This window comes from Stenotrophomonas maltophilia group sp. SKK55, assembly GCF_057179845.1.
Genome location: NZ_JBXUHP010000048.1, coordinates 375,048 through 393,929, shown reverse-complemented (window position 1 = coordinate 393,929; position 18,882 = coordinate 375,048). Strand labels below are relative to the sequence as shown.

Annotated in this window: 18 protein-coding genes; 5 read left to right on the top strand and 13 right to left on the bottom strand. The window is 66.8% G+C overall.

The window, feature by feature from the left end; genetic code table 11:
• Positions 1-20: 20 nt before the first annotated feature.
• From AC2A1N_RS16280 to AC2A1N_RS16250, 7 genes are all read right to left on the bottom strand, one after another.
• Entirely contained in the window at positions 21-1,373 is a 1,353-nt protein-coding gene (locus tag AC2A1N_RS16280; RefSeq protein WP_242893599.1) for a sensor histidine kinase, read from the bottom strand.
• Complete coding sequence (locus AC2A1N_RS16275; RefSeq protein WP_180867774.1) at positions 1,370-2,716, bottom strand: sigma-54-dependent transcriptional regulator; 1,347 nt, start codon at positions 2,714-2,716, stop codon at positions 1,370-1,372. Before AC2A1N_RS16275 ends, AC2A1N_RS16280 begins: the two co-directional genes overlap by 4 nt.
• A 123-nt stretch (positions 2,717-2,839) precedes the next feature.
• Positions 2,840-3,226: a hypothetical protein gene (locus tag AC2A1N_RS16270; RefSeq protein ID WP_484372870.1), complete on the bottom strand. Its 387-nt coding sequence runs from the start codon at positions 3,224-3,226 to the stop codon at positions 2,840-2,842.
• 1 nt (position 3,227) lies between these two features.
• Complete coding sequence (locus AC2A1N_RS16265; RefSeq protein WP_061479880.1) at positions 3,228-4,445, bottom strand: ABC transporter permease; 1,218 nt, start codon at positions 4,443-4,445, stop codon at positions 3,228-3,230.
• 20 nt (positions 4,446-4,465) lie between these two features.
• A complete protein-coding gene (locus AC2A1N_RS16260) occupies positions 4,466-5,764 on the bottom strand; it encodes an ABC transporter permease (protein ID WP_242893595.1) in 1,299 nt (432 codons plus the stop codon).
• A gap of 10 nt (positions 5,765-5,774) precedes the next feature.
• Positions 5,775-6,500, bottom strand: coding sequence for an ABC transporter ATP-binding protein (locus AC2A1N_RS16255; RefSeq protein WP_014038558.1), 726 nt, complete (start codon positions 6,498-6,500; stop codon positions 5,775-5,777).
• Positions 6,501-6,528: 28 nt separating this feature from the next.
• A complete protein-coding gene (locus AC2A1N_RS16250; protein ID WP_061479879.1) occupies positions 6,529-7,806 on the bottom strand; it encodes an efflux RND transporter periplasmic adaptor subunit in 1,278 nt (425 codons plus the stop codon).
• Positions 7,807-8,009: 203 nt separating this feature from the next.
• Between AC2A1N_RS16250 and glmS the strand changes: the two genes are divergently transcribed.
• Together glmS and AC2A1N_RS16240 are read left to right on the top strand one after the other, a co-directional pair.
• Positions 8,010-9,848 carry a glutamine--fructose-6-phosphate transaminase (isomerizing) gene (gene glmS / locus AC2A1N_RS16245; RefSeq protein WP_242893592.1) on the top strand — a complete coding sequence of 613 codons (1,839 nt, stop codon included), beginning with the start codon at positions 8,010-8,012 and terminating at the stop codon, positions 9,846-9,848.
• Positions 9,849-10,295: 447 nt separating this feature from the next.
• Positions 10,296-10,727 carry a CBS domain-containing protein gene (locus AC2A1N_RS16240; protein ID WP_033834978.1) on the top strand — a complete coding sequence of 144 codons (432 nt, stop codon included), beginning with the start codon at positions 10,296-10,298 and terminating at the stop codon, positions 10,725-10,727.
• A gap of 67 nt (positions 10,728-10,794) precedes the next feature.
• Here the strand turns inward: AC2A1N_RS16240 and AC2A1N_RS16235 are convergent, their stop codons facing one another.
• Positions 10,795-11,223 carry a VOC family protein gene (locus AC2A1N_RS16235; protein WP_019660719.1) on the bottom strand — a complete coding sequence of 143 codons (429 nt, stop codon included), beginning with the start codon at positions 11,221-11,223 and terminating at the stop codon, positions 10,795-10,797.
• 121 nt (positions 11,224-11,344) lie between these two features.
• Positions 11,345-11,863, bottom strand: a complete 519-nt coding sequence (gene gloA / locus AC2A1N_RS16230; protein WP_033834977.1) for a lactoylglutathione lyase — start codon at positions 11,861-11,863, stop codon at positions 11,345-11,347.
• A gap of 126 nt (positions 11,864-11,989) precedes the next feature.
• Here gloA and AC2A1N_RS16225 point away from each other — a divergent pair, with 126 nt between their 5' ends.
• On the top strand, positions 11,990-13,102 hold the full coding sequence (locus AC2A1N_RS16225) for a PLP-dependent cysteine synthase family protein (RefSeq protein ID WP_065178017.1): 1,113 nt from the start codon (positions 11,990-11,992) through the stop codon (positions 13,100-13,102).
• Between the two features lie 47 nt (positions 13,103-13,149).
• Here the strand turns inward: AC2A1N_RS16225 and AC2A1N_RS16220 are convergent, their stop codons facing one another.
• Positions 13,150-13,554, bottom strand: a complete 405-nt coding sequence (locus tag AC2A1N_RS16220) for a hypothetical protein (protein ID WP_061479872.1) — start codon at positions 13,552-13,554, stop codon at positions 13,150-13,152.
• A 165-nt stretch (positions 13,555-13,719) separates the two neighbouring features.
• Here AC2A1N_RS16220 and AC2A1N_RS16215 point away from each other — a divergent pair, with 165 nt between their 5' ends.
• Positions 13,720-15,750 carry a M3 family metallopeptidase gene (locus AC2A1N_RS16215; protein ID WP_242893589.1) on the top strand — a complete coding sequence of 677 codons (2,031 nt, stop codon included), beginning with the start codon at positions 13,720-13,722 and terminating at the stop codon, positions 15,748-15,750.
• 110 nt (positions 15,751-15,860) lie between these two features.
• Here AC2A1N_RS16215 and AC2A1N_RS16210 read toward each other — a convergent pair whose 3' ends face one another.
• The 3 genes from AC2A1N_RS16210 to AC2A1N_RS16200 all read right to left on the bottom strand — a co-directional run bounded on the left by AC2A1N_RS16210 (position 15,861) and on the right by AC2A1N_RS16200 (position 17,810).
• A complete protein-coding gene (locus AC2A1N_RS16210) occupies positions 15,861-16,664 on the bottom strand; it encodes an SDR family oxidoreductase (RefSeq protein ID WP_242893586.1) in 804 nt (267 codons plus the stop codon).
• Positions 16,661-17,227 (bottom strand): DUF1415 domain-containing protein, encoded by a 567-nt coding sequence (locus AC2A1N_RS16205; protein ID WP_061479870.1) that lies wholly within the window; start codon positions 17,225-17,227, stop codon positions 16,661-16,663. Before AC2A1N_RS16205 ends, AC2A1N_RS16210 begins: the two co-directional genes overlap by 4 nt.
• 100 nt (positions 17,228-17,327) lie before the next feature.
• Complete coding sequence (locus AC2A1N_RS16200; RefSeq protein ID WP_005419468.1) at positions 17,328-17,810, bottom strand: YajQ family cyclic di-GMP-binding protein; 483 nt, start codon at positions 17,808-17,810, stop codon at positions 17,328-17,330.
• A gap of 154 nt (positions 17,811-17,964) precedes the next feature.
• Between AC2A1N_RS16200 and AC2A1N_RS16195 the strand changes: the two genes are divergently transcribed.
• Positions 17,965-18,861, top strand: a complete 897-nt coding sequence (locus tag AC2A1N_RS16195; RefSeq protein ID WP_019660712.1) for a DMT family transporter — start codon at positions 17,965-17,967, stop codon at positions 18,859-18,861.
• Positions 18,862-18,882 lie beyond the last annotated feature (21 nt).

Genomic DNA, 18,882 nt, shown 5'->3' with positions numbered 1-18,882 from the left:
GATCTACCCGATCGGCACGCTCACCCCACCGGCAACAGGATCGACACGCACAGCCCGCCATCACCGCGGTTCTGCAGCGACACCCGCCCACCGTGCGCCTCCACGATCTCGCGGGTCAGTGCCAGTCCCAACCCGGTACCGTTGCGCTTGGTCGAATAGAACGGCATCAGTGCGTTCTGCAGCACCTGCTCGTTCATGCCCTTGCCACGGTCCAGCACATCCAGGCGCAGCCATTGCGGCAACCGCGTCAGCTGCACCTGCACGTCATCATTGGGCGGATCGGCTTCGGCACAGGCTTCATGCGCGTTCTTCAGCAGGTTCAACAGCGCCTGCCCGAACTGCGCGATGTCGATCCGGCTGCTCAGTTCCTCGTCCGGTTCACGTTCCATGCTGAACGGAATCTGCTGGCGCAGGCTGGACAGGAAGGGCGCCCAGTGCACGGTCTGCAGTTGCGGTTGCGGCAGCTTGGCGAAGCGCGCATAGCCACGGATGAATCCTTCCAGGTGGCGCGCGCGGTCTTCGATGGTGGTGAAGATCTCCGGCAGCCGATCGAAGCGCTCGCGCTGCACCAGCACGCCACCGGAGTGGGCCAGCGAGGCGATCGGTGCCAGTGAGTTGTTGAGCTCGTGGCTGATCACCCGGATCACCTTCTTCCACGTCTGCACTTCCTGGCGGCGCAGTTCGGCGGTCAGCAGCCGCACCAGCAACAGGTCGTGCGGGCGGCCGTTGAGCTGGAACGCGCGGCGCGAGAGATGGTAGACCTGCTCGTCATCCTCGTCGCCGTCCTCGCCCTCGGCATGCACCGCGAACAGGCTGTCACCGCCACGGGCGATGGCATCGCGCAGTTCCACCGGCACCTGTTCCAGTACGTCCTCCAGGCGCTGGCCTTCCAGCTTCCAGCCGCCATGCAGCAGCTTGCGTGCCGCCAGATTGGAGAACACCACGCGGGCGATGCCATCACCGCCCGAGGCGATCAGCAGCATCGCCACCGGCGTGTTCTGCACCATCGTGTCCAGCAGCAGTTCACGCTGCACCAGGCCCTGCCGCTGCTCACGCAGTACATCGCCCAGTTCGCGGTGCGCCTGCACCAGGTCACCCAGTTCGTCGTTGCCCGGCCAGTACACACCGAAGTTGTACTCACCGTCGCGGTAGCTGCTGGTGGTGCCGGCCAAGGCGCGCATCAATGAACGTACCGGCGCGGTGGCACGGCGCAGGGTCCACCACATCAGCGACAGCAGGATCAGCGCCGACACCGTGGTCACCACCCAGCCGTGGTCCATCCAGTAGGCCAGCAGCCACGGCAACGCGGCGGCCAGCGCCAGCACCGGCAGCAGGCGCAGGAACAGGCGGAAGGTGAACGAGCGCCGTTTCATTCGCGTGGGATGCCGTGCCGGTCCATGCGCCGGTACAGTGCCTGGCGGCTCAGGCCGAGTTCGGCGGCGGCCTGGGCGATGACGCCGTGGTTGCGCGCCAGCACATCCTCGATGCGCGCACGGTCAGGATCATTGCCGGCACTGGCTGCCGGTCGCGGCGCAGGTGCGGCGCGCGGCAGGTTCAGGTCGGCCACTTCGATGCGGTTGCCGGTCGCCAGCAGCTCGGCCCGCTGGATCACGTTGCGCAGTTCGCGCACGTTGCCGGGCCAGGGGTGCCGTTGCAAGGCCGCGGTGGCGGCGCTGGAAAGTGGCTTGCCGGCGGTCAGGAAGCGCTCGGCCAGGGGCACGATGTCGCCCGGGCGCTCGGCCAATGGTGGCAGGACCAGTTCCACCGTATTGAGGCGGTAGTACAGGTCTTCGCGGAAGGTGCCGTCGCGGATCATCGCCGGCAGGTCGGCATTGGTCGCGCTGACCACGCGGACTTTGACCTGGCGCTCGCGATTGGAGCCAAGGCGCTCGAAGCGCCCTGTTTCCAGCACACGCAGGAGCTTCATCTGGCCGCCCAGCGACAGGTTGCCGATCTCGTCCAGGAACAGCGTTCCGCCGTCGGCGGCTTCGAACTTGCCCTCGCGTGCCTTGTTGGCGCCGGTATATGCGCCGGCCTCGGCACCGAACAGTTCGGCCTCGATCAGTTCCGAGGGCAGGGCGCCGCAGTTGACTGTGATGAACGGGCCCTTGGCCACCAGCGAGTTGGCCTGGATGATCTGCGCGATCTTCTCCTTGCCAGCGCCGTTGGGGCCGGTGATCAGCACCGGCAGTTCGGAGCGCGCGACCTGGCAGGCCAGCGCGATGATGCGCTCGCTGGCCGGATCGGCGAAGACCGCACCACACAGCTCGTACTTTTCTTCCAGCGCATTGCGCTGGCGCAGCTCACGGCTGCGGCGGCGGTCCAGCTCGCGCCGCGCCTCGGACAGCTCGAGCAGGTTGTTGACCGTGGTCAGCAGCTTGCGGTCGTCCCAGGGCTTGGCCAGGTAGTCGGCGGCGCCGGCCTTGACCAGGTCCACCGCACTGCTCAGGTGGGTCCAGGCGGTGAGCAGGATCACCGGCAGGTCCGGGTGGCGCGCGCGGATCTGTGCGAACAGGTCTTCGCCTTCTTCGCCGGAGGTGGTGTCCTCGCTGAAATTCATGTCCTGGATCACCAGGTCGACCGGCTGCGACTCGAGCAGGGCCAGCCCTTCGGCCGGGCTCTGCGCCTGCAGGGTGTCGATGTCATGCAGGGAGAACAGCACGTCCAGCGCGGTGCCCACGCTGGCGTTGTCGTCGATGATCAGGATCGAAGGCATCAAGCAGTTCTGCAGAAAGGGATGGGCGGCGCCGATGGAGCCGTGTTCGTATCCATACGCCGGGAGAGCCCGGCGCCACCCATCAAGCATAGCCAAAGCCGTGGCGACGAGGGCGGGCTGGTTTCAGCGCCGCGCTGGTGGAGGCGGTGGTGCCGGCGGTGGCGGAGCGACCAGCGCCAGCCGCCACGAGGCGGCGTCCACCGGGACGGTGAGCTCGCGTTTGTCGCGGCGCAGCAACAGGTACGCAGTCGGGGCAGTGGAATGCCGCAGCGCATCGGCAAGATGCTCGATCCGCCGCACAGCCGTATCGTCCAGGCGCAGGATGCGGTCGCCGCTGCGCATGCCGAAGCGGGCTTCCGGACGCGCGGCGTCCACCCGTACCTGGCCCTCGGTCGAGCGCAGCGCCAGGCGGGTATCATCCTGGCGCCATTCCAGCGTCTGCGAGCTGCCACCGTCGGCCAGCGCCGGCAGTGGCAGCAGTGCCATCAACAGCACCCGGCAGGCACGCATCTCACGCGCCCCGCGTGGCAACTGCGGGCGGGACCGCCGCCGCGCGCCGGGCCGGTCCGAACACCGCGACCTGGCCCAGCACCCACAGCAGCAGCGCGCCCAGCGGCAGGTAGTACAGGGGCATGCGTGGCAGCTCGTACAGGTTCATCAGTGCCAGATTGATCGCGTAGGCTGCCAGCATGCCCAGCACGATCCCCAGCGAGGCCAGCAGGAAGTTCTCGGTCTGGAAGTAGCGCAGGATCTGCCCGCGGGTGGCACCGAGTGCGCGGCGGATGCCGATCTGCTTGCTGCGCTGCTGCACCCAGAAGCTGGCCAGGCCGATGATGCCCAATGCGGTGACCACCAGCAGCGAGATGCTGACGGTGATCAGCAGGCCAACCATCGCGCGGTCGTTCTTGAAGAAGTCCTTGCGCTGGTCTTCATAGGTCAGCTTGTCGCGCATCAGCCGGTTGGGATCGTTGCGTTCCAGCGCGGCGGCACCGGCATCGAGGACCTCCTGGCGGCGCTCTGGCGAAGTGCGCAGCACATAGGTGCCACCTTCATCGAAGGTGCGCCGCATGGGCAGCAGCATCGAGTTGGTCCAGTTGTCATTCCAGCCATTGGGCGTGCTGAGCGTGTCGACGATGCCGACCACATGCAGCGGCTGCTTGCCCATGTAGTAGGTCTTGCCCAGCGCACTGCCGCTGGGTTCCATCTTGGCGGCGGTGGCCTGGGTGAAGATCACCGGAATCGCCTTTTCCTTGGCGCCGCCCTTGCTGGCGTCTTCGAAGTTCTGGTATTCGTCGGGCAGGAAATCGCGGCCTGCGATCAGGTTGATGCCCATCGTGGCCAGCCCGTTCTCGGACAGGGTGTACATCGAGGCGTTGGTGGTCGGCCGTTCCTGGTCGACCTCGCGCGAGATGCTGCTGCTGGAGGAGCCGTTGCGGAAGGGAACCTGGTTGATGATGGTGACGTTGCTGACGCCAGGAATTGCGCGCAGCGATGCCAGGTCCTCGCGGGTGCGGGCCATGGCATCGGTCTGCTTGCCGATGCCGCTGACGCGCAGCATCACCAGTTCGTTCTCGGCGATGCCGCTGGGCATGCTGATCTTCTCCACGCGCTGGCTGACCAGGAACAGCGCGTTGCAGACGATGGCGCAGGTCAGTGCGACTTCCAGCACGATCAGGGCAGCGGCAGTCTTGTGCCGGCGCAGCGTGCTGATGATGGGGCGGATGTCCATGGGAGTCCTCGTTCGGGTGCTTACTGCGACTTGAGCTGGATGGCCGGAGTGACCTGCATGGCGCGCCAGGCAGGCAGGAAACCGGCGGCAAGGCTGGCGAACAGGGTCAAGCCCAGCGCAAGCAGCAGCATGTTGCCGTCCAGGTGGGCCAGCTTTGCGTACTCCACCGGTTGCTGGCGCACCGCGAACAGGCCGAGCAGGGCCAGGCCGATGCCCAGCACGCCACCGACCACGCCGACCGCACCTGCTTCCACCAGGCATTGCAGGAAGATCTGGCCGCGGCTGGCACCGAGCGCGCGGCGTACGCCGATCTCACCGCTGCGACGCAGGAACTTGGCCAGCAGCAGGCCCACCGTGTTGACCAGGCAGACACCCAGGAAGCCCAACGCCAGCCACAGCTGCAGGCGCACGTCGCTGGGCACCGCGCCGTTGAAGTCCAGCCATTCCATCACGGTGCGCAGGCGCACGTTCGGCGGATGCTTGAAGCGGCCGGCCTCGCGCTGCTGGGTCGAGTAGTTCTCCAGGTAACGACGGTAGTCGCCAGCCTTGGCCGGGTCCATCTCCACCCAGTACTGCAGCCACGCGCACGGTGCGTTGAGCGAGTAGCTGTTGCCGTCCGGATTCTCGCCGAAGCAGTTCATGTTGCCGTTGCTGCCCAGTTTCAGGTCGAAGGAGGTGGAAATCGGCAGCAGCAGGTCCTCGTTCTTGCCGTAGCTGCCGGTGGTCAGGTCGTAGAAGTGCGGCTCCGGGCTCCACTCCTTCATCACGCCGACGATGCGATAGCTCTGGCCTTCCATGCGCAGGTCGCGGCCCACGCTGTTGGCGCCCTGGTACAGCTTGTCATTGAGCGCCTTGGAGATGACCACCACGCGCGCACGGCCTTCATCGTCCTCGCGCGTCCAAGGGCGGCCGTACTGCATGGGCACCTCGAACATCGGAAAGAAGTCGGCCGAGGTCCAGCGGGTGTCGATGCTGAAGGGCTTGAGGGTGCTGTTGTCCGGTTCGATGGTGCCGCCGCCGCCGCTCATCAGCGCCTGGCGCTCGCCCTTGGCTTCGCGCAGCAGGGCTTCACCGTCGAAGCGGGTCAGCTGGGTTTCCGGTTCCTCGCCGGCGACGTAGGCGCCGGTCGCGGCGTCGAGCTGGACGTAGAACAGGCGGTCGCTCTTGCCGGGAATCGGGTCACCGGACAGCACGTGGAACACGGTCAGGGTGGTCATCGAGGCGCCGATGCCGAGCGCGATGGCAACCACCATCAGCGCGGTCAGGACCTTGTTGCGGCGGAAGCTGCGCACCGCCAGTCGGGCGTAGTAGGCGAACATGGTGGGGCCCTCACTCGTTGACGGCGACGATGTGGCGCGGCGGCGTGGCCAGCACCGGCTCGCGCACCAGGTCGGTCACCTGGCCATCGACGATATGCACGTTGCGCTGCGCGCGCGCGGCCAGTTCCGGATCGTGGGTGACCATCACGATGGTGGTGCCGGCAGCGTTGATCTCCTCCAGCAGCTCCATCACGCCGCGGGCCATCTGCGTGTCCAGGTTGCCGGTCGGTTCGTCGGCCAGCAGCAGGCGCGGGCTGCCTGCCAGGGCACGTGCGATCGCCGCGCGCTGCTGCTGGCCGCCGGACAGCTCGTTCGGGTAGTGCTTCATGCGCGAGCCGAGGCCGACCTGGGTCAGCGCCTTCTCGATGCGTTCGCGGCGCTCGTTGGCGCTCATCTTGCGATAGCGCAGCGGCACGTCGACGTTGTCGAACAGGTTCAGGTCGGGGATCAGGTTGAAGCCCTGGAAGATGAAGCCGATCTTCTGGTTGCGCAGGCGGCTGCGGGCGTCATCGCCCAGCGTGCTCACATCCTGCCCGTCCAGCATGTAGGTACCGCTGGTGAAGGTTTCCAGCAGGCCGGCGATGTTGAGGAAGGTGGTCTTGCCGGAACCGGACGGACCGGTGACGGCGACGAACTCGCCTTCCTTGACCTGCAGTTCCAGCGAGCGCAACGCGTGGGTTTCCACCTGTTCGGTGCGGAAGACCTTGGCGACCGAACGCATTTCGAGCATGTACATGGGGTGTCCTCTCTCCAGGATTCAGGTATCAGTTGACGGAGACGCGTTCGGCGTCCTTGAACAGGTCGCTGCCGGAGACCACGATGCGGTCGCCCGGCTGCACACCCGACTTGATTTCCACTTCGCCCAGGCTGCTGACGCCCAGTTCCACCGGGCGGCGCACGGCGGTGCGGCCATCCATCACGTAGGCCATGCCGTTGCCCTGTTCGACGAACGGGCCGCGCTCGACCTTCAGCACGTTCTTGCGGGTATCGAGCAGCACGCGCACCGACATCCGCTGGCTCTGGCGCAGGCCTTCCGGCTGCGCGCTGGCGAAGCGCACGCGGGCGTTGACCTCGCCGTTGACCACTTCCGGCGACACCGCGCTGATCTCGCCCGGGAACGGCTGGCCGTTGCCACCGGTCAGCTGGGCGGGCATGCCGATCGCCAGGTCGCGGGCGAAGCTCTCCGGCACCTTGATCTCGACCTCGAACTTGGACAGGTCGACTACGCCCAGCACCGGCGCGTTGGCGGCCAGGTTGGTGGACTGCACGGCCTGCACCTGGCCGACCTGGCCATCGAAGGGCGCGCGCAGGGTCAGCGCATCGACCTGGCGCTGCACTTCGGCCACCACCGCTTTCTGGCGGTCGGCCAGCAGGCGCTTGTTGCGGGCATCCAGGTCGGCGCCCTGGCTCTGCAGGCGCGCATCGGTGGTGGCATTGGCCAGGGCGATGTCGGCTTTCTTCAGCGAATCCTTGGCCTTGGCCAGGTCGATCTGCGGTACCGCACCGCCGTCGTAACCGCGCTGGTAGCGCTGCAGGTCGCGGTCGGCGGCCTGCCGCTCGATGGTGGCCTGGTCGGTTTCCTTGCGCGACTTGGCGCGGGCCAGGGTGGCGTCCAGCGCGGCGCGGCTGGCCTCGGCTTCCAGGCCGGCCAGCGTTGCCTGTTCCTGGGCCAGCTTGCTGCGCAGTTCCGGACTGTCGATGATCGCCAGCTCCTGGCCCTTCTTGACCACGTCACCGGCGACGACCTTCAGGTCCACGGTACCGGCCGAGATCGCGTACAGGATCGGGCTGTTGGCGGCGATCACGCGGCCGTCGGCAGCGATGTCACGGACCAGGTCGCCCCGCTTCACCTCGGCGATGCGCACGCGGCTGCTGTCGAAGGAGCGACTGGCGTTGGACCAGGCGTGCACGGCCCAGCCGATGCCGGCGAGTAGCACGATGGCGCCCAGTGCCGGCCAGCGGTAGCGGTGCCAGCTTGCGCGGGTGGTGCCGGCCGGGGCGGAGGAAACGATCTGGTCCTGTGCGGAAGTGTCGCGGATCATCGGGTGCGTGCCTGACGGTGGTAGCCAGTACCAAGCAGGTTGCGTGCCAACTTTATTTCCTTTTGGTTCAACAGGTTGGATGAGGAGGCGAAGTGTCCGGGTGTCCGCGGACACCTTTCCGGACACTTTCATTAAGCGGACAGGAGGGCGACGCCGGACGCGCGGGCTAGAATGCGCTGATCGTCTTCAAGGAAACGCGTGACATGTGTGGAATCGTGGGTGCGATCGCTGATCGCGACGTGGTGCCGGTACTGATCGAGGGGCTGAAGCGTCTTGAATACCGTGGTTACGATTCCTCGGGTATTGCGGTAGTCGACCAGGGTGAGCGCCGCGATGTACGCCGCGTGCGTCGTACCGGCCGCGTGTCGGAAATGGCCATGGCGGCCGAGGCCGAGGGCTTCAATGCGGTGCTGGGCATCGGCCACACCCGCTGGGCCACCCACGGCGGTGTCACCGAGGCCAATGCACATCCGCACATCAGCCACGGTGTGGCCCTGGTGCACAACGGCATCATCGAGAACCACGAAGAGCAGCGCGAGAAGCTGCGCGCGCTGGGCTACACGTTTGAATCGCAGACCGATACCGAAGTCATCGCGCACCTGATCCATCATCATCTGAAGGATGGCGACGATCTGCTGGTGGCACTGCAGCACACGGTGAAGGAACTGACCGGTGCCTATGCGCTGGCCGTGGTCAGCCGCGCCGAGCCGGAGCGCTTCGTCTGCGCGCGCATGGGGTGCCCGCTGCTGATCGGCCTGGGCGAGGGCGAGAATTTCGTCGCCTCCGACGTCTCGGCGGTGATCTCGGCCACCCGCAAGGTGATCTTCCTGGAAGAGGGCGACACCGCCGAGATCCGTCGCGATGGCGTGCGCATCTTCGACGAGCATGACCAGCCGGTCGAGCGCGATGTGCACCTGTCCGACGTGTCGCTGGCCTCGCTGGAGCTGGGTCCGTACCGCCATTTCATGCAGAAGGAAATCCACGAACAGCCGCGTGCGCTGGGCGACACCATCGAAGCGGCTATCGACGCCGGTGGCTTCCCGGCCGAGCTGTTCGGCAAGAACGCCGAGGCGGTGCTGTCGGGCATCGAAGGCGTGCAGATCATTGCCTGCGGCACCAGCTACTACGCCGGCCTGACCGCGCGCTACTGGATCGAAGCCATCGCCGGCCTGCCGTGCAGCGTGGAAATCGCCAGCGAGTACCGCTATCGCGCGGCCTACGCGAACCCCAAGCATCTGATCGTGACCATCTCGCAGTCCGGCGAAACGCTGGATACGATGGAAGCGCTGAAGTACGCCAAATCGTTGGGCCACCAGCACACGCTGTCGATCTGCAACGTGCCGGAAAGTGCGATTCCGCGCGCCAGCGAACTGGTCTGCTACACCCGCGCCGGTGCCGAGATCGGCGTGGCCTCGACCAAGGCCTTCACTACCCAGTTGGCGGCACTGTTCCAGCTGACCGTGGTGCTGGGCAAGCTGCATGGCCGCATCGACGCGGCGCAGGAAGCGGACTACCTGGAACAGCTGCGCTTCCTGCCGGGCAGCGTGCAGCACGCGCTGAACATGGAACCGCAGATCGCCGCCTGGGCCGAGCGTTTCGCGCGCAAGAGCAGCGCATTGTTCCTGGGCCGCGGCCTGCATTACCCGATCGCGCTGGAAGGCGCGCTCAAGCTCAAGGAAATCTCCTACATCCACGCCGAGGCCTACCCGGCCGGTGAGCTGAAGCATGGTCCGCTGGCGCTGGTGGACGAGGACATGCCGGTGGTGGTGATCGCGCCGAACGACAGCCTGCTGGAGAAGGTGAAGTCGAACATGCAGGAAGTGCGTGCGCGTGGTGGCGAGCTGTTCGTGTTCGCCGACCAGGACAGCAACTTCAACGCGTCCGAAGGCGTACATGTGATCCGCACGCCGCGCCATGCGGGCGTGCTCAGCCCGATTGTGCATACCATCCCGGTGCAGCTGCTGGCCTACCACACCGCGCTGGCGCGCGGCACCGACGTGGACAAGCCGCGCAACCTGGCCAAGAGCGTGACGGTGGAGTAAGGCATTCCCGGATCTGTGGGATGCTGCATGCGAAAGGGGCCTGCGAGGCCCCTTTCGTTTGTGCCGGACGCAGTACGAAGTGGGACAGCCGCCGGGCGTTCTGTCCGTCGTCGGCAGCAGGCAATCATTCTTTAATGCGCGAAGCCGCCTGTATTCAGCGGCGGTTTCAGCCACGGTGCCATTCTCTGGATCGTCAGTTGGTTCCCACGACGAACTGTCCTATCGATGCCGGTAGTGACCGAGGGTCGCAGTCGTAGAATCGATCTGGCCGAGGTTCGGGTAGAGCGATTGAACCCGCCTCGTTCGCGTTGCAGCACATCGTCTGCCGAGTCATTCCAAGCGGCAGCCGGGTGCGCCAGACGTGCGCTGAAAGGTCTGTTCCCGGGGAGGGGGCGTATCGGAAGAGCACACTTTTTTGACTTCAGTGACCTGCACCAGGAAACAAGAATGAACGTCCGCGAACTCCTGCAATCCAAGAAAGAAGCTGTCATCACCATCGATGCCGAAGACACGATCGGTGCCGCCGCCCACAAGATGAGCGCGAACAGGATCGCTGCGCTGGTGGTGATGAAGGACGATGCCCCGGTCGGCATCATTTCCGAGAAGGACATCGTGCGCACCTTGGCCGACGACGGCCCGCAGGCCGGCCGCCGGGTGATTTCCAGCCTGCCGTCCACCGGTCTGGAGGGCATTGCGCCGGACGCCACGCTGAAACAGGCCATGTCGTTGATGACGTACTCGCGGCGCCGTCACCTGATGGTCACTGAAGGCACCCGCCTGGTCGGCATCCTCAGCCTGGGCGATATCGTGAAGAACCTGCTGGGCGAGCTGGAACTGGAAAAGGCAGTGCTGCAGGACATCTACATGGCCGCCCACTGAGGGCCGCAGCGCTGGAAGCAGAGAAGCCGGGCATAGCCCGGCTTCTTCGTTCACGGCGCCGGTGATATCAGAAAGTAACCTTCACCGAATCGGCGCTGTAGTTCGCCGGCCCGTGATAGACCACTTCGATGTTGTTGCCATCGGGGTCAAGCACGAAGGCGCCGTAGTAGCCCGGGTGGTAGGGGCGTTCGCCTGGCGCGCCATTGTCGGTACCGCCGGCGGCGATCGCGGCAGTGTGGAAGGCGTCAACAGTTGCGCTGTCGCGGGCCTGGAAGGCGAGATGGTGGCGGCCGGTCAACTGGCCGGCGGCGGCACGGCTGCTGGCGCTGGAAATGAACAGCTCGTCGGCCCAGAAGAAGTCCGGCCCTTCGCCGCCCAGTGGGATGCCGATCGTATCGAACACTGCCTGGTAGAAGCGGCGGCTGGCGGCCAGGTCACGCACCACCAGCTGGATGTGGTCGATCAGGCGGCCACGGTGCAGTTCCATCGTTTCCATACGAACCTCAAAAAGGGGACGGAGTCGGTAGCGCCGGGCCGTGCCCGGCGAGCGCGCAGCGCGGCCTGCTCAAGGCCGCCGGGCATGGCCCGGCGCTACCGGAATTGTGCCCCTTTCCGGGTCAGACGTTGGCGATGATCTCGACCCAGTAGCCGTCCGGGTCCTTGATGAAGGCCAGGTTCTTCATGCGGCCGTCGGTCAGGCGCTTCTGGAAGGTTACCCCGAGGTCCTCGAAGCGCTGGCAGGCCGCCTCGATGTCCGGCACCGACACGCAGATGTGGCCGAAGCCGCGCGGGTCGCTGTTGCCGTCGTGGTAGACCGCGCCGTCCTGGCTCTCGGTGCCGTGGTTGTGGGTCAGTTCCAGCACGCCCGGCAGGCCGGCCATCCACAGGCGGCGCTGGCTGTCATCTTCCGGAACCGCCACGCCAGCTGGGACGTAGGCCAGGAAGTACAGGCTGAACTGGGCTTCGGGAAAGTCGCGCTTGTCGATCAGCTGGTAGCCGAGCACGCGGGTGTAGAAGTCCAGCGAGGCGGTGATGTCCTTCACCCGCAGCATGGTGTGGTTGAACACGAAGCCGGTGGTTTCGGCCGGGGCCTGGGCGGCGACGCCGGGGACATCGCGCAGGGCGGGAATGGTCATGGGGGGAGGTCCTTCAGACAGGGCCGTTGCCGGCCGGATGGGGGCATTCTACCGGCCAGCACCTGACGGCACCGCGACGTACAATGGCCGGATCGCACCGTTCCGTCCTGACAACGATTGCCCGCCATGTCACAGCGTGAATGGGTGGCCGCCGCCATCCGCAAGATTGAAGCCGATTTCAACCGCTCCGCCGATACCCACCTGATCCCGCTGGCGCTGCCCGGGTTCGAGGGCATCGATGTGTACCTGAAGGATGAGTCGAGCCATCCCACCGGCAGCCTCAAGCACCGGCTGGCGCGCTCGCTGTTCCTGTATGCACTGGCCAATGGCTGGCTGCGCGAAGGGCGACCGGTGATCGAGGCGTCCAGCGGCTCGACGGCGGTGTCCGAAGCCTATTTCGCGCGCCTGCTCGGCCTGCCGTTCATTGCAGTGATCCCGGCCACCACCTCGCCTGAAAAGATCGCCGCGATCGAGTTCCAGGGCGGCCGCTGCCACCTGGTCGAACGCGCCTGCGACCTCAACTGTGATTCGGAAAAGCTGGCCCGTGAAACCGGTGGCCACTTCATGGACCAGTTCACCTACGCTGAGCGCGCGACCGACTGGCGTGCCAACAACAACATCGCCGAGTCCATCTTCAAGCAGATGGCCGAAGAGCCCAGCCCGGTTCCGGAATGGATCGTGTGCAGCCCCGGCACCGGCGGTACCGCCGCCACCCTGGGCCGCTATGTCAGCTACCGCCGCCACGACACCCGCATCCTGTGCGCGGACCCGGAAGTGTCGGTGTTCTTCGACGGCTACCGGGCCGCCGTGGCCGGTGAACAGGACTGGCGCGACCTGACCTGCAGTGGTGGCTCGCGCGTGGAAGGCATCGGCCGGCCACGGGTGGAGCCGAGCTTCATCCCGACCAGCGTCGATGCGATGGTCAAGGTACCCGACGCACTGAGCCTGGCCGCGATGCGCCATGTCAGCCGCCAGCTCGGCCGCCGTGTCGGCGGCTCGACCGGCACCAACTTCATCGGCGTGCTGCAGGCGGCGCAATGGATGCGCGAGGCGGGCCACCAGGGCAGCATCGTCAGCATCCTGTGCGACAGCGGCGAACGCTATGCGCAGAGCTATTACGACCCGGCGTGGTACCTGCGCCAGGGTATCGATGTCGACGGCGCCGATGCGCAGCTGGCCGCTGCGGTGGCCGGGCAGGGCTTGCCCGAGCTGCCATGGTGCAGCCTGGAAGCGCTGTAGCACGGACGACCCTCTCGCCGGGCCATGCCGGCGAAAGCGACGGTGTCTCAGTACCCCGCCGCGGTGAAGGCGTCGAGCACCGCGTCGCGCAGTGCATCGGGCAGCGCCTCGATGTCCATCGCACGATCATCCAGGTGCAGGGTGGGATCCAGGATGCTGGCGCGGCCCTGGGCCAATGCCTGCAACCACAGCAGCACGCAGATCACGAACTCGCGCTCATGGCCCAGCTGCAGCTGGCTGGCGCCGCGCTCGACCACTTCGAACGGGTACCACTCCTGGCTTTCATTGAACGTGCCGCCCTGCTGCAGCACCGCCTGCAACTGCTGCAGGTGGCGCGGGGCGTCGTCGCCGGCATCGCACAGCGCGGCGATCCAGGCCAGTTCGGCCGCGCTGGCAGACAGTGCCAGCGACCGCGCCGGTGAGGCGGATGCAACTGCAGCCAGACCATCCATGTAGGGCCTCGTTCGGTACGTGCCGCTGCGGACTCCCCCGCACCCAGAGCTTCGGGGGGCGTGCGTAAGGCCGATGTGAATGCCGTGCCCCCTTGTCAGCGATGCCTGGCAGCGCCATATCTACCGGGCTGCCCGCCTGCCGGGCCCGTACCCTGGAGACCTGCCGTGACCGTTGCCAACCCCCTGCTCGATTTTTCCGGCCTGCCGCGCTTCGAGGCGATCCGCCCCGAGCACGTGGCGCCGGCGCTGGATGTGCTGCTGGCCGAGGCCGAAGCCGCCGTCAGCGCAGCCGAGCAGGTGCAGCCGGTCACCTGGCAGACCTTCGTGACCCCGCTGGACGATGCCACCGAGCGCCTGTGGCGCGCCTGGGGCCTGGTCGGCCACCTGCAGGGCGTGGTCAACACCCCGGAGCTGCGCGAGGCCTACAACAGCAACCTGCCGCGGGTGACCCGCTTCGCCAGTGCGCTGGGGCAGAACCTGGCGCTTTACCGGCAGTACCAGGCGCTGGCCGCCAGCCCGGAGGCGGCGCATTTCGATGAAGCCCAGCGCAAGGTGCTGGACAACACCCTGCGCGACTTCCGCCTCGGCGGCGCCGAGCTGGCGCCCGAGGCCCAGCAGCGTTTTGCTGCGATCAAGGAAGAACTGTCGGCGCTGTCGGCGAAGTTCTCGCAGAACGTGCTCGACGCTACCGATGCCTGGTCGCTGATCATCGAAGACGAAGCGCGGCTGAAGGGCCTGCCGGAAGACGTGAAGGCCACCGCGCATGCCGCAGCACAGAAGGACGGCAAGGCCGGCTGGAAACTGACCCTGCAGATGCCGTGCTACCTGCCGGTGCAGACCTGGGGCGAGGACCGCGACCTGCGCGAGATCCTGTACCGCGCCAGCGCCCAGCGTGCGTCCGAATTCGGCGATGACGCACTGGACAACAGCGGCAACATCGACCGCATCCTTGCCCTGCGCGCCGAACTGGCTGCGTTGCTCGGCTTCGATTCGTACGGCCATTACTCGGTGGCGACCAAGATGGCGCAGGACCCGGCCGAAGTGCTCGGTTTCCTGCGTGACCTGGCCGCGCGTGCCAAGCCGTTCGCGGCCAGGGACCGCGCCGAGCTGGAGCAGTTCGCGCGCGAACTGCTCGGCATCGACAGCCTGCAGGCCTGGGACCTGGCCTTCGCCGCCGACCGCCTGAAGCAGGCGCGTTACAGCTATTCCGAGCAGGAGGTGAAGCAGTATTTCACCGAGCCGAAGGTACTGGGTGGCCTGTTCTCGGTGATCGAGCAGCTGTACGGCCTGCGCGTGCAGGAGGACAGCGCGCCGGTGTGGCACGAGGATGCGCGCTTCTTCCGGTTGGTCGATGCGCAGGGCGCGCTGGTTGGCCAGTTCTACCTGGACCTGTACGCCCGCGAGGGCAAGCGCGGCGGGGCGTGGATGGATGATTGCCGCAACCGTCGCGTGCGCACCGACGGCAGCGTGCAGACGCCGCTGGTCTACCTGGTGTGCAACTTCGGCCGCGGTGCCAACGGCAAGCCGGCCACCTTCAGCCACAACGAAGTGACCACGCTGTTCCATGAGATGGGCCACGGCCTGCACCAGCTGCTGACCCGCATCGGCGAGCTGGGCGTGGCTGGCATCAACGGCGTGGAATGGGATGCGGTGGAGCTGCCCAGCCAGTTCATGGAGAACTTCTGCTGGGAATGGGACCACCTGCAGGCGATGACCGCGCACGTGGACAGTGGCGAGCCGCTGCCGCGCGCGCTGTACGAGCGCATGCTGGCCGCGCGCAACTTCCACAGCGGCATGGCCACCGTCCGCCAGCTGGAGTTCGGCCTGTTCGACATGCTGCTGCACAGCCAGTTCGAACCAGCGCAGGACAGCGTGCTGGCGCTGCTCGACCGCGTGCGCGCGGAAGTGGCGGTGAACCACCCGCCGGCCTGGAACCGCTTCCCGCACCAGTTCAGCCACATCTTTGCGGGCGGTTACGCCGCGGGTTACTACAGCTACAAGTGGGCCGAGGTACTCAGCGCCGACGCCTATGCCGCCTTCGAGGAAGCGCCGCAGGCACTGGCTGAAACCGGCGCACGCTTCCGTGATGAGATCCTGTCGCGCGGTGGCAGCCGCCCGGCGGCGGACAACTTCAAGGCCTTCCGCGGCCGTGCGCCGCAGATCGATGCGCTGCTGCGCCACTCGGGCATGGCGTAAACGCAAAAAAACGCGGTGCATCCCGGTAGCGCCGGGCCATGCCCGGCGAGCGCGCAGCGCGGCGCGGCAAGAAGAGCCGCCGGGCATGGCCCGGCGCTACCGCACAGCGGTCATTCGGCGTAGATCATCTTCCGGGTCATGCCGCCGTCGACGATGAAATCCTGGCCGGTGCTGAAACCGGACAGTGATGACAGCAGGTACACGGCCAACGCACCGATGTCCTCCGGCTGGCCGACGCGGCCGACCGGGTGTTGCGCATGGTCGGTGGCCGAATACTCCGGTGCGTGTCGGCGTGAGGGTGCCTGCCACTCGCAGGTGCCGATCCAGCCGGGACTGATGCTGTTCACCCGCACCGCCGGGCCGCTGCTGATCGCCAGCGCATGGGTGAACGCCACCAGTCCGCCCTTGGCTGCGGCATAGGCTTCGCTGTGTGCTTCGGATTGCCAGGCGCGGGTCGAAGCGATGTTGATGATCGCACCGGCGGCGCTGGCGGTCAGCGCCGGCAACGCATGCTTGCTGCACAGGAACGCGCCGTGCAGCGAAGACAGCCGGCGCTGCCACTCGTCCCAGTCCATGTCCTGCAGCAGCGTGCCGTGCGGGCTGGCAATCCCCGCGTTGTTGACCAGGCCGTCGATGCGGCCGAAACGCTGCAGGGCCACGGCGATGAAGGCGCGCACGCTGGCTTCGTCGGCGATGTCCAGACGCTGGAACGCGGCATCCTCACCACGCTGCCATTCCGCCAGGCACGCCTCGCCGGCCTCCACGTCGAGGTCGCCGATCAGCACGCGGCCACCGGCGCCGAGCACGGCCTGCGCGATGCCACGGCCGATGCCGTTGGCGCCGCCGGTGACCAGCACCACCTTGCCCGACAGCGGCGCGGCCGGCCAAGCGGCAATCGGCGGCACCGTGCTCACGACAGGTCTTCGCCACGCAGGCGGCGATGCCAGCCGTCCACGCCGATGCGGTCCAGGGTCTGGATGTTGCGCTCGACGATCACGTCCGGATCCGGATAGACGTCCACCGCGCGCGCCACGCTGTCTTCGCGCAGCAGGTGCAGGGTGGGGAAGGGCGCGCGATTGGTGTAGTTGCTGGCGTCGTCCGCGGCCACGCCGTCGAACTGGTAGTCGGGGTGGAAGCTGGCCACCTGCAGGATGCCCTGCAGGTCCAGCGCCTCGATCGCCGCGTCGGCGTTGTCGAGGAAGTCGTTGTAGTCGAGGAAATCGGTCAGCACCTGCGGATGCACGATCAGCGTGGTATCGATCTGCTCGGCCGGCGTATCGCGCAGCAGGACCAGTTCCTCGGCCAGCTGCTCAACCAGGGCTTCCGTCGTGGTCGCATCGCTGAGCACGATGCGGACCTGGTCCTTCACGTAGACGGCCTTGGCGAACGGGCACAGGTTCAGGCCGATGACGATGCGTTCCAGCCACAGGCGGGTGGCGGCGATCGGGTCCTCGGTGGGCAGTTGGGCGTCGGTCATGGCGGGCACGTCGGCTGGCGGGGCGGACATTGTAGGCGCGTCGCTTGCAACGCGCCGTCGTACCGCAGGTGCCGGCGCCGGGCCATGCCCGGCGGCCAGATCAATCGCGGAAATTGTTGAACTGCAGCGGCAGTTCGAACTTGCCGGCCTTGAGCACGGCGATGGCGTCCTGCAGGTCATCGCGCTTCTTGCCCTGCACGCGCAGCTTGTCGCCATTGATCTGGCTTTCAACCTTCAGCTTGGCCTCCTTCAGCGCAGCGGCGATCTTCTTGGCGATCTTCTGCTCGATGCCCTGCTTGACGGTGATCTTCTGCCGGGCCTGGGCCAGGTTGGTCTCGATGTCGCCGAATTCGAGGCTGAGCACATCGATGCCGCGCGCGGCCAGGCGTGCACGCAGGATGTCGTTCATCTGCTTGAGCTGGAACTCGGTCGGCGCGAACTGGTTGATCACATCGCCATCGCGTTCGAACTTGGCATCCACGCCCTTGAAATCGAAGCGGGTGGCCAGTTCGCGGTTGGCCTGGTCGATGGCGTTGGTCAGTTCGTGGGTGTCGACTTCAGACACGACGTCGAAGGAAGGCATGGGCGATGCTCCGCAGGATTCAGTGGCAGCCATTCTATCGCGAGGGCCCCATGCCCGCCCTTTGTAGAGCCGAGCCCACGCTCGGCGGCTTTGTGAAGGGCAGCCGAGCGTGGGCTCGGCTCTACAGAAAGCGACGACCGGGCGATAATGGGCCATGAACGTGCAACGCTCCCCCTCGCGCGCAGTGGCCTGGATGGTCGCTGCGGTCGCCTGCTTCTCGCTGATGGATGCTGGCATGAAGCAGCTGTCGGCCAGCTACCCCACCCTGGAAGTAACCTTCCTGCGCGGCGCGGCCTCGTTGCCGTTCGTGCTGGTCTGGGTGCTGGCCAGCGCCGGGCCGCGTTCGCTGGTGCCGCGCCGCTGGGGGCTGCACCTGCTGCGTGGTGCGCTGGGCATGGCGATGATCGGCTGCTTCGTGTTCGCCCTGCGCGACCTGCCGCTGTCCACTGCCTACACCATCTATTTCGTTGCCCCGCTGCTGATCGCCGCATTGTCGGTGCCGCTGCTGGGCGAGCGGGTCGGGCCACGGCGCTGGGTCGCCATCGGGATTGGCCTGGTCGGTGTGCTGGTGGTGCTGCGGCCGGGCGTCGATGGCTTCATCTCGGTGCCGGGGCTGATGGTGCTGGCCGCGGCCACCGCCTATGCCGTAGCCGCGATCACGGTCAGCCTGTTGACCCGCACAGATACCTCGCAGTCGATGGTGGTCTGGTTCCTGGTGATCATGGCCATCGGTGCCGGGCTGCTGGCCCTTCCCGGCTGGGTGCCACTGCAGCTGGCACATGCGCCGCTGATCGGTGGCATGGGCCTGGCCGGGGCGCTGGGCCAGATCGCCCTGACCAGGGCCTTCCAGCTGGGCGAGGCCTCGATGATCGCGCCGTTGGAGTACAGCGGGCTGGTCTGGGTGATCGGTTGGGACCTGGCCTTCTGGGGCCAGCTGCCCGATGGCTATACCTGGGTGGGCGCGGCGATCATCGTGGCTTCGGGGCTTTACCTGCTGCACCGCGAGCGGGTGAACCGGCAGGAGCCGCCGAAGCCGTTGGATCATCCCTGAACCGGTTTGGCCGGGAAGCGG

Bases quoted from the DNA above. Each gene is read 5' to 3' on its own strand.
- glmS (WP_242893592.1), top strand. From the start codon at position 8,010: ATGTGTGGAATCGTGGGTGCGATCGCTGATCGCGACGTGGTGCCGGTA.
- AC2A1N_RS16260 (WP_242893595.1), bottom strand. From the start codon at position 5,764: ATGTTCGCCTACTACGCCCGACTGGCGGTGCGCAGCTTCCGCCGCAAC.
- AC2A1N_RS16280 (WP_242893599.1), bottom strand. From the start codon at position 1,373: ATGAAACGGCGCTCGTTCACCTTCCGCCTGTTCCTGCGCCTGCTGCCG.
- AC2A1N_RS16250 (WP_061479879.1), bottom strand. From the start codon at position 7,806: ATGATCCGCGACACTTCCGCACAGGACCAGATCGTTTCCTCCGCCCCG.
- AC2A1N_RS16205 (WP_061479870.1), bottom strand. From the start codon at position 17,227: ATGACCGACGCCCAACTGCCCACCGAGGACCCGATCGCCGCCACCCGC.
- AC2A1N_RS16235 (WP_019660719.1), bottom strand. From the start codon at position 11,223: ATGGAAACGATGGAACTGCACCGTGGCCGCCTGATCGACCACATCCAG.
- AC2A1N_RS16240 (WP_033834978.1), top strand. From the start codon at position 10,296: ATGAACGTCCGCGAACTCCTGCAATCCAAGAAAGAAGCTGTCATCACC.
- AC2A1N_RS16255 (WP_014038558.1), bottom strand. From the start codon at position 6,500: ATGTACATGCTCGAAATGCGTTCGGTCGCCAAGGTCTTCCGCACCGAA.
- AC2A1N_RS16225 (WP_065178017.1), top strand. From the start codon at position 11,990: ATGTCACAGCGTGAATGGGTGGCCGCCGCCATCCGCAAGATTGAAGCC.
- AC2A1N_RS16265 (WP_061479880.1), bottom strand. From the start codon at position 4,445: ATGGACATCCGCCCCATCATCAGCACGCTGCGCCGGCACAAGACTGCC.
- AC2A1N_RS16270 (WP_484372870.1), bottom strand. From the start codon at position 3,226: ATGCGTGCCTGCCGGGTGCTGTTGATGGCACTGCTGCCACTGCCGGCG.
- AC2A1N_RS16200 (WP_005419468.1), bottom strand. From the start codon at position 17,810: ATGCCTTCCTTCGACGTCGTGTCTGAAGTCGACACCCACGAACTGACC.
- gloA (WP_033834977.1), bottom strand. From the start codon at position 11,863: ATGACCATTCCCGCCCTGCGCGATGTCCCCGGCGTCGCCGCCCAGGCC.
- AC2A1N_RS16275 (WP_180867774.1), bottom strand. From the start codon at position 2,716: ATGCCTTCGATCCTGATCATCGACGACAACGCCAGCGTGGGCACCGCG.
- AC2A1N_RS16220 (WP_061479872.1), bottom strand. From the start codon at position 13,554: ATGGATGGTCTGGCTGCAGTTGCATCCGCCTCACCGGCGCGGTCGCTG.
- AC2A1N_RS16195 (WP_019660712.1), top strand. From the start codon at position 17,965: ATGAACGTGCAACGCTCCCCCTCGCGCGCAGTGGCCTGGATGGTCGCT.